Origin of the sequence: Dokdonella sp., from assembly GCF_019634845.1 — a bacterium.
Lineage (GTDB): Bacteria > Pseudomonadota > Gammaproteobacteria > Xanthomonadales > Rhodanobacteraceae > Dokdonella_A.
In genome coordinates this window covers 186850-202141 of record NZ_JAHCAQ010000005.1, presented here as the reverse complement: position 1 = coordinate 202141, position 15292 = coordinate 186850, and the positions used below count along the sequence as shown (strand labels likewise).

The 15292-nt window shown below is 70.2% G+C and carries 12 protein-coding genes; 6 read left to right on the top strand and 6 right to left on the bottom strand.

The window, feature by feature from the left end:
- Positions 1-137 precede the first annotated feature (137 nt).
- The 4 genes from mltB (at position 138) to KF903_RS05585 (ending at position 4002) form a co-directional block, all read left to right on the top strand.
- A complete protein-coding gene (gene mltB / locus KF903_RS05600) occupies positions 138-1148 on the top strand; it encodes a lytic murein transglycosylase B (protein WP_291212175.1) in 1011 nt (336 codons plus the stop codon).
- The gene (locus KF903_RS05595) at positions 1145-2095 is read left to right on the top strand and encodes a septal ring lytic transglycosylase RlpA family protein (protein WP_291212172.1); all 951 of its coding nucleotides are present in this window, start codon (positions 1145-1147) and stop codon (positions 2093-2095) included. Before mltB ends, KF903_RS05595 begins: the two co-directional genes overlap by 4 nt.
- A 118-nt stretch (positions 2096-2213) precedes the next feature.
- The gene (locus KF903_RS05590; protein ID WP_291212169.1) at positions 2214-3641 is read left to right on the top strand and encodes a D-alanyl-D-alanine carboxypeptidase family protein; all 1428 of its coding nucleotides are present in this window, start codon (positions 2214-2216) and stop codon (positions 3639-3641) included.
- Between the two features lie 70 nt (positions 3642-3711).
- Complete coding sequence (locus KF903_RS05585) at positions 3712-4002, top strand: DUF493 family protein (protein WP_291212166.1); 291 nt, start codon at positions 3712-3714, stop codon at positions 4000-4002.
- A 189-nt stretch (positions 4003-4191) separates the two neighbouring features.
- Here KF903_RS05585 and KF903_RS05580 read toward each other — a convergent pair whose 3' ends face one another.
- The gene (locus KF903_RS05580; RefSeq protein WP_291212164.1) at positions 4192-4674 is read right to left on the bottom strand and encodes a hypothetical protein; all 483 of its coding nucleotides are present in this window, start codon (positions 4672-4674) and stop codon (positions 4192-4194) included.
- Positions 4675-4785: 111 nt separating this feature from the next.
- Between KF903_RS05580 and lipB the strand changes: the two genes are divergently transcribed.
- Complete coding sequence (gene lipB / locus KF903_RS05575) at positions 4786-5466, top strand: lipoyl(octanoyl) transferase LipB (RefSeq protein ID WP_291212161.1); 681 nt, start codon at positions 4786-4788, stop codon at positions 5464-5466.
- A gap of 194 nt (positions 5467-5660) precedes the next feature.
- Positions 5661-7982 carry a carboxy terminal-processing peptidase gene (locus KF903_RS05570; protein ID WP_291212158.1) on the top strand — a complete coding sequence of 774 codons (2322 nt, stop codon included), beginning with the start codon at positions 5661-5663 and terminating at the stop codon, positions 7980-7982.
- Positions 7983-8036: 54 nt separating this feature from the next.
- Here the strand turns inward: KF903_RS05570 and KF903_RS05565 are convergent, their stop codons facing one another.
- The 5 genes from KF903_RS05565 to KF903_RS05545 form a co-directional block, all read right to left on the bottom strand.
- A complete protein-coding gene (locus tag KF903_RS05565) occupies positions 8037-9302 on the bottom strand; it encodes a right-handed parallel beta-helix repeat-containing protein (RefSeq protein ID WP_291212155.1) in 1266 nt (421 codons plus the stop codon).
- 133 nt (positions 9303-9435) lie between these two features.
- Positions 9436-10809, bottom strand: coding sequence for a leucyl aminopeptidase family protein (locus tag KF903_RS05560; protein ID WP_291212152.1), 1374 nt, complete (start codon positions 10807-10809; stop codon positions 9436-9438).
- Positions 10810-10843: 34 nt separating this feature from the next.
- Positions 10844-13327 carry a hypothetical protein gene (locus KF903_RS05555; RefSeq protein ID WP_291212150.1) on the bottom strand — a complete coding sequence of 828 codons (2484 nt, stop codon included), beginning with the start codon at positions 13325-13327 and terminating at the stop codon, positions 10844-10846.
- Between the two features lie 31 nt (positions 13328-13358).
- Entirely contained in the window at positions 13359-14114 is a 756-nt protein-coding gene (locus tag KF903_RS05550; protein WP_291212147.1) for an HAD-IA family hydrolase, read from the bottom strand.
- Positions 14115-14127: 13 nt separating this feature from the next.
- On the bottom strand, positions 14128-15261 hold the full coding sequence (locus tag KF903_RS05545) for a substrate-binding domain-containing protein (protein WP_291212144.1): 1134 nt from the start codon (positions 15259-15261) through the stop codon (positions 14128-14130).
- Between the last annotated feature and the right edge of the window lie 31 nt (positions 15262-15292).

Sequence of the window (15292 nt, the reverse complement as noted above, 5' to 3'; positions counted from 1 at the left end):
GCTGCCGCTCGACGCTACACCGCTGCGGGTGGCAAAACCATGACGGTGGCCACAGCCCGGTCACGCGCGGCCTGGGCCGGCAGCCGCGGCCGTGCGGGCCGCAGCGGACGGCGGCCACGGCCTGCTACAGTACGTGCATGCAGTTCCCGATCCGCGCCGCGTGCGCCATGCTCCTCGTTTGCTGGTGCGGTCTTGCCCAGGCGCGCGCGCCGGCCAAGGCCGCCACCACCCCGCCGCCCGACGCCGCCCAACGCGAATTCGCCGCCGAGGTCGAGCGCGACGGAGGCCCGCCGGCTGCCACGGTGCTGGCCACGCTCGCCGGTGCCAAGCGGCAGCAGTCGATCCTCGATGCGATCTCCAAGCCTGCCGAGGCCACGCGGACCTGGGCCCAGTACCGGCCGATCTTCCTCGGCCAGCAGCGCATCGATGCCGGCGTGACGTTCTACCGCGAACACCGCGAATTGCTCGATCGCATCGGCGCCGAACAGGGCGTCGCGCCCGAGATTCTCGTCGCGATCATGGGCGTGGAGACCGGCTACGGCAAGATCACCGGCAAGTATCGCGTGCTCGACGCCCTGGCCACGCTGGCGTTCCATTATCCGCCGCGCGCCCGGTTTTTCCGTGGTGAGCTCAAGCAGCTGTTCCTGCTCGGCGACGCACACCTGGCCTATCCACTCGACGAGCTGCGCGGCTCCTACGCCGGCGCCATGGGCTGGGGCCAGTTCATGCCGACCAGCATCGCGCAGTGGGCACGCGACGAAGACGGCGATGGCCGCATCGACCTGTGGAACTCGCTGCCCGACATCAGCGCGAGCATCGCCAACTATTTCGTCGCGCACGGCTGGCAGGCCGGCGCGCCGGTGGCGATCCGCGCGCAGCCGGCCGCCACCGCCACGCCGCCACCCGAGCCCGGGCTCGATCCGGTCTATACCGTGCAGCAACTGGAAGCCTGGGGCTATGCGCCGACCGAGCACGTCGATGCCGCCACGCCCGCAACGCTGCTTGCGCTCGAAGGCGAGCGCAGCGTCGAGTACTGGCTCATCTTCGGCAACTTCCGCGCGATCACCCGCTACAACAAGAGTCCCATGTACGCGCTGGCGGTGTACCAGCTCGCGCAGGCGATCGCGGCAGGAGCCGCGGTGCCGTGACTGCGCTGGTGCGGCTGCTGGTGCTGGCTGCCTGCGTGCTGCTGGCGGCCTGTGCCAGCCGAGCGCCGCGCCCTGCCGGCAATCGCTCCGACCAGGCGCCGGCAGGCACGCACGATGCGGTCGATGACCTGCGCAAACCGCAGTCGCAGCGCTACCGCCAGGGCAGCGACGATGGTCCGGCGGCGCCACCGATCGACGTGTCGAAGATCCCCGAACCGGTGCCGAAGGTCGAGCCGCGCGCGCGCTACGGCAACAAGGACCGCTACGAGGTGCTCGGCAAGAGCTATCGCGTGCTGCCCGATGCGCGCGGTTACGTCGAGCGCGGCATCGCCTCCTGGTATGGCAACAAGTTCCACGGCTACCTGACTTCGTCGCTGGAGAAGTACGACATGTACGCGTTCAGCGCCGCACACAAGACGCTGCCGCTGCCCAGCTACGCCCGCGTGACCAACCTCGACAACGGCAGGAGCGTGGTCGTGCGCATCAATGACCGCGGTCCGTTCCACGACAATCGCGTGATCGACCTGTCGTATGCGGCGGCGGTCAAGCTTGGCGTTTGGCCCAAGGGCACCGGTCTGGTCGAGGTGCGCGCGATCGATCCGGCCCACCCCGACGCCGCCGTCGCCTCGCCGCGTGCCGCGGCACAACCGCTGCCGCCGTCGGTGGCGGTCGAACGCGCGCTCGACGCCACGCCGCTGCCAGTCGGCAGTGCGCGCATCTACCTGCAGCTGGGCGCCTATGGCGAGCGCGCCAATGCCGAGCGCGCGTTGGCCAATGCGCAGCGCGCGGGTCTGCGCGAGGTGTCGATCGCGAGCGTCGCGGTCGATGGCCGCACCATCCATCGCGTGCGCGTGGGCCCGCTCGCCGACGCCAACGCGGCCGATGCGCTCGGCGCGCGCATCGAAAAGCTCGGTCTCGGCACGCCACGCGTCGCGATCGAACGTTGATCGTGCATGAATGCGCCCGCGGTCTGCCGCTGCGTGGCCACCACGTGGGCGTGTCTTGCCAGGAACGCTCTGCGACAATCGCGGTCTTGAAGTACTCGCCCGGATCGGATCACCCGCAATGAAGCTGTCGTACCTCGCCGTCATCGCCGCCCTGCTGCTCGCCTTGAGCCCCGCCCACGCCAATCCGCGGAAATCGAAGCGTCCCGCCAACCGTCCTGCAGCCACCGCACCTGCCAAACCGGCCAAGCCCGCCGCTGCCACCGCTGCCGCCGCAACTGCCGCGGTCGCTGCCGGCGCCGCTGCAAGCAGCGCTGCCGAGCCGGCCGCGCCGGCGGCGCAGCCGCTCGATCCGAACGCGCCCCGTCCGCAGGCGGTGCCCAGGCCCGCCGCGCCTGGCAGCGCCCAGCCCGGCGCGGGTCCGACACCGCCGCCGCCGGCGATCGATGCCAAGGCCTGGCTGCTGATGGATTACGCCAGCGGCCAGGTCCTTGCCGGCGACAACATCGACACCCGCGTCGCGCCAGCCTCGATCACCAAGGTGATGACCTCCTACGTGGTGTCGGCCGAACTCGCCCAGGGCAAGATCAAGCTCGACGATGCGGTCACGATCAGCGAGAACGCCTGGCGCGGCGGCGGCGCCGGCACCGATGGTTCGACCAGCTTCCTCCAGCTCGGCAGCAAGGTGCCGCTCAAGGATCTGCTCTACGGCATGATCATCCAGTCCGGCAACGACGCCGCGATCGCGCTCGCCGAGTTCGTCGCCGGCTCCGAGGCGACCTTCGCCCAGCTCATGAACCAGTACGCGCAGCGACTGGGCATGACCGGCACCCACTACATGGATGCCAGCGGCCTGCCCAACCCCGATCACTACACGACCGCGCACGACGTGGCGCTGCTGTCGCGCGCGCTGATCCACGACTACCCGGAGGAGTACAAGGTCTACGCGGTCAAGGATTTCGAGTGGAACGGCATCAAGCAGCACAATCGCAACACGCTGCTGTGGCGCGACGACACGGTCGACGGCATCAAGACCGGGCACACCTCGGAGGCCGGCTTCTGTCTTGCGACCTCGGCGCGGCGCGGCGACCAGCGCCTGATCGCGGTGGTGATGGGCGCGCCAAGCGAGAAGGCGCGCGCCGACGACAATCAGGCCCTGCTCAACTACGGCTTCCGCTTCTTCGAAACGCAAAAGCTGTATGCCGCCAAGGCCGCGCTGGTGTCGCCCGAGCTGTGGAAGGGCGCGACGCCGACGCTGGCGTTGGGCGTGGCCGAGGACGTGCTGGCGACGTTCCCGCGCGGTCGCTACGGCGAGCTCAAGGCCAGCCTGCAACTGCCGGCGCGGCTCGTCGCGCCGATCGCGCAGGGCGAGCAGGTGGGCCTGCTCAAGGTCGAACTCGACGGCAAGACCCTGCTCGAGCGGCCGCTCATCGCACTCGCCCAGGGCGAGGAGGGTGGCTTCTTCAAGCGCATGAGCGACGGCGCGCTGCTGTGGTGGAAGGGCGATGCCGGCCCGGCCGTGTCGACTGCGGCCCCCAAATCGCCGTGAGCCTTGCCGCAGCGCCTGCCGCCCCCATCTGGCGGCATCGGCCACCTCGCGTGGCAGGCAGGAACCGGACATGAACGACCTCGGCGAACTCCACCCGCAGAATCCACGGCAGGGCTTCCAGTTTCCCGGCGTGTTCGAGATCACCGCGATGGGCAGCGCCCGCGAGCGGCTCGAGCACGAGGTCGTGCGCATCATCACCGAGGCGGGACTGGCCGTGCTCGCCGAGGCCGTGCGCGTGCGACCCTCGCGCGAGGGCAACTACGTGTCGGTGACGGCGAGCTTCACCTGCCCCAGCCGCGCCAAATACGACGAGGTCCACGCCGCGCTGCGCGCGCATCCGCACATCCGCTGGACGCTGTGAGCCGCGCTGTCGCGGGCGGCGCCGTGTGTCGGCCCCGATTCGTCGGTCGTTCCCCCGCGCTCAGGGGCCCCGCTGGAAAAGCGGCGCGCTCCTGCGCGCAGAAGTCGCTGACGAACGTTTCGCTCCCTCTGTAGAGCGGAGCTTGCTCCGCCCCACGGCGGGTCCATGGCGCGGCTCGTGCGCAAGCGCTCAATGTCGCGCGCGGGGCTGGGCCAGCAGCCGCACCGCCGCATTGGCGGGCTCGAGCCGCTGCAGCGTCGCGACCGCGTACTGCCAGGCACCCGCATTGTCGGCTTCCAGCCGCGTGCGGTTGGCGACCTCGGCCTCGGGCCAGGTGGTCGGGCCGCACTGGCTGCTCGTGTAGCTGCCCTGGTCGGCTGCGGCCCACTGCACGAACGCATCGTCGGGCGCAAGTCGCACCGCGCGGGCGACGATCTCCTGCGGCTTGGGCAGCAGGCGGTTGGCGGGATTGTCGTTGTCGAGCCAGATCCGACCCGCAAGCACCTGCACGCGCGGTGAGCCGTCGCTGCGCAGGATTTCGAGCTTGTCGCGCTGCTGCTGCCGGTAAGCCGCGACGTCAGCCTCATCCACCGTGACGGTCGTGGCCACTGCCGGCAACGCGGTCGCGGCGAGGGCGAGGGTCAACGTCGAGCCGAGTACGTGCTTGCGCATGTTCCACCTCCGTGCGTTGCGGCGTCGCGGCCAGTCTGGCAGCGTGAATCTGGCCATTTGCGGCCAAATCGGCGACAGTGTGCGCAGATCTTTCGCCCCACACCCTGCCTCATGTCCCGCCCCATCCTCGTGCGGCGCCTCGGCCGCCAACCCTACGTGCCCGTGTGGCACGCGATGCAGGCGTTCACCGACGCGCGCGGCCCCGATACGCCCGACGAGCTGTGGCTGCTCGAGCACGAGCCGGTGTTCACGCTCGGCCAGGCCGGCAAGTGGGAACACGTGCTGCTGCCGGGCGAGATTCCGGTGGTGCCGGTCGATCGTGGCGGCCAGGTCACCTACCACGGCCCGGGCCAGATCGTGGCCTATCCGCTGCTCGACCTGCGCCGGCTCAAGCTCGGCGTGCGCGAACTCGTCTGCGGCATCGAGCAGGCGCTGATCGACACGCTGGCCGAGTGGAACGTGGTCGCGGTGCGCCGCGCCGGCGCGCCGGGCGTGTACGTGGGCGAGGCCAAGATCGCTGCGCTCGGCCTGCGCGTGCGGCGCGGCTGCTCGTTCCACGGCCTGGCCTTCAACATCGACATGGACCTGGAGCCGTTCCACCGCATCAATCCCTGCGGCTACCAGGGCTTGGCCGTCACCCAACTGGCCGATCTCGGTGGGCCCGGCTCGCTGGCGCCGGTCGAGGACGTGCTGCTGGCCGAGCTGGTGCGCCAGTTCGGGCTTGAGCCGCAGCGGGCGCGTCCCCAGTTGCCGTCTGTCGGCCGTGATGCGCCGGTCGTACCGGCACGCTGAAGCCGCGCGCGCGACGAGGGAACGATCGGCGCTGCGGCATGGTCGTAGGCCCCGCATCCGCCGCGCGCCCGCAGCCGTCTGCAACATGGTGGCTGTCGGCGATCACGGCCAACCCCTATGATGGCAGGCAGGTCGCGGCTTGTGACCCGGCACGCGGGAGCGCGTGACTGCAAGGTAATCCAGTGGAGAGTGCAATGCGGAAATTCTTCGTCCTCGCGATCGCGCTGGCGTTCGCGAGCGCCGCCGTCGCCAAGCCGGCCGACACGCAGTCGGCGCCGCCGCTGCTCAAGCCAACCCCGACGCAGGCCGAGGCCGCGATCTGGGCGACGCGTTTCCTCACCCACTTCCACTACAAGCCGACGCCGCTCGACGATGCGATGTCGGAGCAGATCTACAAGCGCTACCTCGACGCGCTCGACGGCGACAAGCTGTTCTTCACCCAGGCTGACATCACGAAGTTCGACCAGTGGAAGGACAAGCTCGACGACGCGATCTACGACCAGGATCTGTCGGCGCCGTACGCGATCTTCAACATCTACGAGCAGCGCGTCGGCGATCGCGTGGCGCATGCGCGCGCATTGCTGGCCAAGGGCTTCGATTTCAGCAAGGACGAGAGCTACGACTACGACCGCGAGAAGGCGGCCTGGCCCAAGGATGACGCCGAGGCCAACGAGCTGTGGCGCAAGCGCATCAAGAACGACTGGCTGCGCCTCAAGCTCGCCGGCAAGTCCGACAAGGACATCCGTGAGACCCTCGACAAACGCTACGCCAACTATCTCGATCGCGTGCGTCAGCTCAACAGCGAGGACGTGTTCCAGACGTTCATGAACGCCTATGCCTCGTCGATCGAGCCACACACCAACTATCTGGGCCCGCGGGCTTCGGAGAACTTCGACATCTCGATGCGGCTGTCGCTGGAGGGCATCGGCGCCGTGCTGCAGCGTGATGACGACTACATCGCGATCCGCGAGATCGTGCCCGGTGGTCCAGCCGCGCTGTCGGGCAAGCTCAAGGTCGGCGATCGCGTCGTCGGCGTGGGCCAGGGCGAGAGCGGGCCGATGCTCGACATCATCGGCTGGCGCATCGACGACGCGGTGGAGAAGATCCGCGGCCCGAAGGACACCACGGTGCGGCTGGAAGTGCTGCCGGCCGATGCCGGTCCCGACGGCAGCCACTTCACCGTCGCGCTCGTGCGCAAGAAGGTCTCGATCGAGGAGCAGGCGGCCAAGAAGTCGATCATCGAGGTCAAGGACGGCGCCACCACGCGTCGCATCGGCGTCATTTCGCTGCCGACCTTCTACCAGGATTTCGATGCACGTCGGCGCGGCGACAAGGACTACAAGAGCGCCACCCGCGACGTGGCCAGGCTGCTCGCCGAGCTCAAGTCCGACAACGTCGACGGCGTGCTGGTCGACCTGCGCAACAACGGCGGTGGCTCGCTGGCCGAGGCCACCGACCTCACCGGGCTGTTCATCGGCAATGGCCCGGTGGTGCAGGTGCGCAACGCCAGCGGCCAGGTCGAAGTGGAGAAGGCGCCCGAAAAGAAGATGGTCTGGGACGGCCCGCTGGCCGTGCTCGTCAATCGCGGCTCGGCTTCGGCCTCGGAAATCTTCGCCGCCGCGATCCAGGACTACGGCCGCGGCGTCATCATCGGCGAACCGACCTTCGGCAAGGGCACGGTGCAGAACCTCGTCGACCTCGACGACGTCGCGCACAACGAGAAGCCGGCGTTCGGCGAAGTCAAGATGACGATCGCGCAGTTCTTCCGCATCAACGGCGGCTCGACCCAGCTGCGCGGCGTCACGCCCGACATCAGTTTTCCGCTCACGGTCGACGCCAAGGACTTTGGCGAATCGAGCTACGACAACGCGCTGCCGTGGACCTCGATCGCCGCCGCCAAATACACGCCGACCGGTGAGCTCAAGGCGATCGTGCCGATGCTCGAGCAGCGCCATGCGGCGCGTGTGGCGAACAACGTGGCGTGGCGCAACTTCGAGGCCGACGTGGCCGATGCGCGCGCGCTACGTGCGCAGAAGACGATCTCGCTCAACGAGAAGGTTCGCCGTGAGCAGCGCGACGAGCAGGATGCCAAGCGCAAGGCGCGCGATGCGGCCACCAAGGCGGCGCAGGAAGGCACCGCCACGGCGACCGACGCCAAGCCCGCAGGCAAGGCCCACGCCAAGGCGGATGCCGCGACCGGCGGCAAGGCGACGCCGCCGGGCGCTGACCGGGCCGCAAGCGCGGCCGCTGCCGCCAAGGCGGCCGACGGCGCGCCAGCATCGGCGCTCGACGAGGACGATGGCGATGTGCCCGACCTGTCGGGCGACGATGGCCTGCAACCCGACGAGCGCGGCGTGAGCAAGGATCTCGCCCGTGAGAAGGAAGCCAAGCAGCGCCGCGACGTGATCCTCAACGAGGCCGCCCACATCCTGTCCGACGAGATCGATCTCGTGCGCGCTGACGTCAAGCTGGCCCAGCAGGTGCTGCCGCACGTCGCGCGCCCGTCGCTCGACTGACGCGCCGCTGCGGCCACCGGAGCGAACCGGCAGCCGCAGTGGCGGTTGCCACGGTCAGGGCGCGGTGACGGTCTCGAAGCCGTCGGCGAAGATCAGGTCACTGCCCTGCAGCTCGAATGCACCGATGTCGGGTCCGCCGCCGACGCTGCGTGCAAAGCCGGCGCCGCGCTGGTCATAGGCCAGTGCATCGGCGTTGCTGCCCGCGTCGCGGGCGGGACTCGTCGTCGCCAGCGCGTGCGTCTGCGTGGGCCCGCCGTTGTCGGCCAGCGGCAGCAGTTGCGGGTCGGCCGTCAGCGTGTCGCCCGGCAGCGCGAAGGCGGTCGCCACGATGAGATTGTGGTCACCCGTGACGGTTGGCTGCTCACCGCTGCCGAGGTCGGCGCCGCTGCTGGCCGTATTGCCCGCGATGATCGTGCTGCGCAGCGTGGTGGCCAGCGCGTAGGCCAGGTACACGCCGCCACCGCCGTAGCTGGCCGTGTTGCCGGTGATCGTGCTGTTGGTGACCGTCAGCGTGGCGCCGCTCGCGGCGTCGCCGCCGTGGTAGAGGCCACCGCCGACCGCGGCAGCGGTGTTGCCGGAGATCGTGCTGTTGCGGATCGTGACGACGCCATCGGCGACCGCGCCGCCACCGGCGACCGCGCCGCTGTTGCCCGACAGCGTGCTCGACTCCAGCGTGAGATCGCCGCGTGCCAGCACGCCGGCGCCGGCGCCGTATTGGTCGCTGCTGTGACAGTCGCGCACCGCGGTGTCGACCAGAGTGATGCTCGCCTGCGAAAACAGGCAGCCGCCGCCGCCCTGGTAGTAGCCGTTGGTGATGGTGAGGCGCTCGATGCGCAAGGTGCCGGCGCCATAGTGGGTGAGCACGCTGCCGGCATCGCCGCCGTCGAGCGCGAGCGGCGTGGCCGGCCCGTGCAGGGTCAGAGAATCGAGATGGGTGCTGATCGCGCCCTGGGTCAGGGTGATGCTGGAGCAGCTCAACCCACTGAGGTCGACCGTATCGCCGCTGGCTGCGCCCGCCACCACGCTGCGCAGCGTGCCGCTGGAGCCATCGTCGGCGCAGCTCGTTACCGGCAGCGTGGCGCCGCCGCGCGTTGCTGCCGGCAGCGGCGCGTTCCGGCGCGGCAATGCGTGACGACCGAAGCTGCGCGCGGCTTGCAGGCGGGCCTGCAACGGCACGCTTGCGCGAACGGTCGCTGCGGCTGGCGTCGCGCCAGCCGCGGCAACCGGGCCGGCGATCAGGCTGGCCAGCGTGAACGTGATCGCTGCGACGAGCGGCTTGGGCGCCGGCATCGCGCGCAGGGCATTGGGAAACGAAGGCATCGGGAAACTCCGTGACAGGTCGAGGGCAAGATCATGCCGCCGCCGCAGGTCATGCCGGCGGCGGCGGTCGTGTTTCATCATAGGCGATGATGCCCGCTGGCCGCGCCGTGGCCTGCGGCCGCGTGGCACCCGGTCAGTGGTAGCGGCGCCGCAGGAACTCGAAATACGCGCGCAGGCCCTGCGCCTCGCCGCCGCGCGGACGGCCGGGCTTGTCGCCGTCGTTCCATGAATAGACGTCCAGATGCGCCCAAGCCTGCGCTTCGGGCACGAAGCGTTCCAGGTACAGCGCGGCCGTGATCGCACCGGCATGGCGCGAGGCGCCGGCATTGGCGAGGTCGGCAACGTGCGATTCGAGCATCGTCAGGTAAGGCCGCCACAGCGGCAGGCGCCACAGCGGATCACGGACGGCGTGTGCGGCGTCGAGCAACTGCGTGGCGAGTTCGTCGCGATTGCTGAACAGCGCCGGCAGATCAGGGCCGAGCGCGATGCGCGCAGCGCCCGTCAGCGTGGCGAAATCGAGGATCAGGTCGGGCTTCTGCTCGGCCGCATAGGCCAGCGCATCGCACAGGATGAGGCGGCCCTCGGCATCGGTGTTGTCGATCTCGACGCTGATGCCGGCACGCGTGGTGATGACCTCGCCCGGCCGCATCGCGTTGCCGGCGATCGAGTTCTCGACCGCCGGCACCAGCAGCGTGAGCCGCACCGGCAGGCGCGCGCCGAGCACGAGGCCGGCCAAGGCGATGGCGTGGGCGGCACCGCCCATGTCCTTCTTCATCCAGCGCATGCCGTCGGCGCTCTTGATGTCGAGACCACCGCTGTCGAAACACACGCCCTTGCCGACCAGCACCAGATGCGGCGCATGGGCCGGACCGTGCGTCAGCTGGACCAGGCGCGGCGCGCGATGACTGGCGCGACCGACCGCGTGGATGGTCGGAAATCCCGCCGCGATGAGCTCGTCGCCGACCCAGTCGCAATAGTCGGCGCCGTGCGTGGCGGCGAGTGCGCGCACCTCGGCCGCCAGCTGTTCCGGCCCAAGGTCCTCGGTCGGTGTGTTGACGAGGTCGCGCACGCGGCAGGTGGCCTGTGCGAGCGGTTCGACGCGGCTGGCAACCGCGGGGTCCACGACCAGGCGCGCCGGCGCCCGCGGCGCCTTGCGGTAGCGCGCGAACCGGTATGCGCCCAGGGCCCAGCCGAGCGCGACCTCGGCGGCATCGAGCGCGAGGCCGCGCCGATCGAGTGCGTAGGTGCCGGCGGGCAGGCGCAGCGGGAGCGAGGCGAGACCGAACAGGGCGTCGTGCGGATCGCAGCCGGCCAGCATCGCCAACGGGCGGCCGTCGCTGCCGGGCACCGCCACGAAGCCGCCTGCTTCGCCGCTGAAGCCGTTCGCGGCGCACCAGGCACCGGCGGTGGCACCGAGCGCGGCGGTGATCGCGCCCAGGCTCGCGCGGTCGACCACGATCAACGGCGTGGCATCGCCTGCGTCCGTCGCCAACTGCCAAGCTTCCATCGCATCGCTCCTGCCGGATCGGCCGTCCGCCGGTTCAGCGAACGATATAGGGTTTGAACGCAAACGTGGTGGCCGCGCCGCTGCGCGCAGCGGCCACGACGATGTAGTAGCGCCCTGCGGCGACCTCGTCGCCGGCAAGGTCGGCGCAGGCCATGCGCGCGGCCGAACGCGCCCGGCCCTGCGCGTCGAACCACTGCCAGCCTGCCGCGCTGCCGTCCCATGCCTCGACGCATGCAAGGTCCGCAGGGTGGGCCACGAGTCGCGCATTGTGCGCGAGATCGATGGCGAAAGTGCGCGTCTGCCCGGCGCCGAGTGTGACCTGCTGCCAGTCGTCGTCGACGATCGGCTGGGCCGCGGCGGTATCGGGCACCAGGCCGCTGGCACGCTGCGTGGTCGCAGCGGGCGCGCGCCGGGCCGCCTGCGCCTGCAACTGCCATTGCGCGGCGCGGTGCGAGGCGAGCAGCGCGTCGTCGCCCGTGATGGCGAGGTCGAACGCGCACGCGCCCTGCAGCGCCGCATCGATCACGCCGGCCGCGCGGCAACGTGCTGCCGCCGCTTGCAGCGTCGCCGCATCGGGCGTGGCGGGAGCCTGCGGGAAATCCAGCCGCTGGTAGCTGGCGGTGCCGGTGCCGTCGGCGTAGTCGAACAACGACTCGTCGGGGCGGATGCGCCACGATTCGAGGAAGGCGTCGAGCCCATCGTCCGAGCGCACGACGCTGCCGTCGCGCGCCGTGCGATCATTGTCGGCATTGCCATCCGCGCTGCCGAGCAAGCCGCGCTGGCCGGTCAGGTCGGCGTCGCCCGCGATGCGGTAGCGGAAGTCGATCCAGCCGTCACGCAAGTGCACGAACACATGCGAGCCGTCTGGCCAGACCATCGCCACCTCACTGGGCACCCCGCGGCGCGACCACATCCCGACGGCGCCGCCAGCATCGAGATCGATCTGGCGGAAGGCGGCGCCCCCGTCGGCCAAAGGCTTGCCATCGAGCAGCACATGCGGTTGCGGCAGGACGTACACGCCGATGCGATGCGTGCCGATGCCGGCCGCGATTGCGCTGATGCCGGCGACCTGGCGGCTGTCGCGCCACGGCTCCTGCCGCGTCTGCAGGCGCAGACCGTGCGCACTGTCCATCGCCCAGAACTCACCGGCCTTCTGGGTGCTGATGAACACACCGTCGGCGCTGACGTAATGCGGGTCGCCCATGCCGCTGCCGCCACCGGCCGCGGGCGGAACCGGCGCGCCGCCAGCGCCCGAGGTCGAGCCGCCAGCGGAATCAGGGCCGTCATCCGACGCGGAGTTCGCGCCGCTGTTGGCGCCCGAATTGGCGCCACCACCGCCGCTCGAGTTGGCATCGCCGCTCGCGCCCGAGTTCGCACTATCACTCGTGCTCGAGTTGGCATCGCCGCTCGTGCCCGAATTGGGGCCATCACTGGTGCTCGAGTTGGCATCACCGCTCGCGCCCGAATTGGCGCCATCACTCGTGCTCGAGTTGGCATCGCCGCTCGCGCCCGAATTGGCGCCATCACTGGTGCTCGAGTTGGCATCGCCGCTCGTGCCCGAATTGGTGCCATCACTGGTGCTCGAGTTGGCATCGCCGCTCGCGCCCGAATTGGCGCCATCACTCGTGCTCGAGTTGGCATCGCCGCTCGCGCCCGAATTGGCGCCGTCACTGGTGCTCGAGTTGGCATCGCCGCTCGTGCCCGAATTGGCGCCGTCGCCCGTGCCCGAGTTGGCGCCGCTGTTGGTGCCCGCGTTGGCGCCTGAGTTGGCGCCTGAGTTGGCGCCGCCGCCCGTGCCCGAGTTCGCGCCGGTGTTGGCGCCTGAGTTGGCGCCGCCGCCCGTGCCCGAGTTCGCGCCGCTGTTGGCACCCGAGTTGGCGCCGCCGCCCGTGCCCGAGTTGGCGCCGGTGTTGGCGCCTGAGTTGGCACCGCCAGCCGTGCCCGAGTTGGCGCCGCTGTTGGTGCCCGCGCTGGCGCCCGAGTTGGCACCGCCTGCCGTGCCCGAGTTCATGCCGCCGCCGGGCCCGGCACGGTTGCGGCCATCACCGCCGTTGCCGCGGGCGCCATCGGCGCGACCTGCGCTGACTGCGCGCGAATTCGATGCAGCGGGTTCGTCGGTGGCGGCCCGGTGCGCCTGTGCGAGGCCGATGCCTGCGAGCGGGGCCAGGAAGTCGATCAGCGCGGGTGATGCCGTGGCGGCGGTTGGCGGTGGCGATGACGCGTCGTGGTCGTCGCCGGTGCGATGCTGCAGCGTGCCGTCGGCGCGCTGCAGCCAGCGTTCGATACGACCCTCACGATCGCGCCGCAGCCATTCGATGGTTTCGTCACGATGGATGCGTTGCTCGATCGCCGCCTGCCCCGCGCGCTGCGGCAGCGTCATGCGCAGCACGTCGGCTTGCGGCCAAGCCGCGGTGTCCGGCGCCGGCGCGCCCGTGTTTGCCGCTTGCTTGCCGCACGCGGCCAGTCCGGCGAGGACAGTCAGAACGCAGCTGCGGAACAATGCCTGTCGGTGAGCCATGACGCCCCTTCCTCGTTGGAAGTCGGTGATGTCAGGGCAATACGCAAAACCGTTGCCCAGCGGGGCATGCGCCGGTGTCGGCATCGGTCGCGGCGAGGATGCGGCTCGCGAGTTCGCCAAGATCGCGCAGTTCGAGATCGGGACGCACGCCGGCCAGCGCGCCATGCGTCGGCCAGCGGCCACCGCTGCGATTGAGCCATGCGCTGCGCAAGCCGGCACTGCGCGCGCCGGCGACGTCGAGTTCGGGATCGTCGCCCACGTGCAGCACGTGCTCGGGCGCCAGCCCCAGCCGTGCGCAGGCGGCGTGGAAGATGCCGGCGCTGGGCTTGGCCATGCCCAGCTCGCGGGCGCTGAAGCTCGCCCTGAAATGACGCTGCAGGCCGATGCGGGCGAGATCGGCATTGCCGTTGGAAATGCTCACCAGCGGCACCCGTGCGGCGAGCGCGGTGAGCGCAGGCAATGCGTCGGCATAGAGGCTAACGTCGTTGCGCGCCTTGAAATACACCTCGAAGGCCTGCTGCACCAGCGCCTCCGAATCGATGCCACTGCTGCGCAGCGCGTGACGCAGCGTGAGCAGACGCTGCGCAGTGAAATCATGGGCCAGGTCCGGTCGCTGCGCGCTGATGCGATCACGCAGCTCGCGCAGCGCCGCGATCGGCCAGGCCTGTGCCACTGCGGGCAGGTGCTGCCGCAGCCACGCATCGAGCGCCTGCTCGGCACCGCCGATCGCCGGCTCGACCGGCCACAGCGTATCGTCGAGATCGAGCGAGACGGCAAGGATGCGCACGAGGCCGATCGGCTTACTTGCCTCCGGACGAACGCGGCTTGGGCTTGGCTGCCGCCTTGTCGCGCGGGGCGGGTTTGGCTGCGGGCGGCTCGGCCTGCTGTTGTGCCTTGGCGGCTTCGGCGCGGGCGAGGTTGGCGCGCGCGGCCTCGGTCGAGTCGGCGGCCGGCGCGGTCGCCACCTTCGCCGCCAGCACCGCACGTGGCGCCGACATCGGCTGGCTGTCGGCTGGCGCCGCGGCGGAGGCAGCGACGGTTTCGCGGCCGATGCGCTCGTCGATCAGGGCCATGCGGGCCTGGTCACGTGCGACCACGTCGCCCGCATCGGCATACGGAATGAGGTCGTGCTTGCGCAGGATCGCCTTGGCCGCCGGCGTCTGCAGGAACGCGGCGAAGCGTCCGACCGCGTCGTGGTGCGGCGAATCGGCGCGCGTGACCATGTACAGCGTGATGAACAACGGATAGCTGCCGTCGGCCACGCTCTGCGTGGAGGCACTGACGCCTTCGATCGCCAGTGCGCGCACCTTGGTGTTGCCGCGCGTATTGGCCAGCGTCGACAGGCCCAATCCGGCCGGATCGAGCGTGATCGCCTCCTCGAGCTTGGCCGTGTTGATGTACAGGCGCGGCGCGGCCACCGGCTGGTTGCCGTTGCGGTACACCAGCGCGCGCAACGAGTACTCCACGCCGTCGAGCGGACTGGCGATCGAGTACAGGTTGATCGGTTTGTCCGGGCCGCCCACATCCTGCCAGTTGGTGATGCGGCCAAAGTAGATGTCGTGGATCTGCTTGAGCGTGAGGCTGCGCACCGGGTTCTGCGGGTGGGTGATCAGCACCGCGCCATCGAGCACCACCGGCGTGAAATCGAGGCCGGCCTCTTCGGTCCGGCGCGCGTACTTGCCACGCGCCGAGGTGGCGAAGTCGGCGCTGCCCTGCGCCACGGCGTCGAGCCCCGACAGCGTGCTGAACGGCTGCAGGCTGATCGTGCCGAGCTTCTGCCTGGCGTACTCCTTGGCCAAATCGTCCATGATGGCGCGGCCGGTGGCGTGGTCGCCGCGCCAGACCAACTGATCGGCGGCGGCCACGCCCGCGCCATGGACGAACATCAACACAGCGGCTGCCCACAGGCAGCCACGCAACACGATCGCTTTCATGCCAATCAACCAGACCCGAATCGCAAGGCGC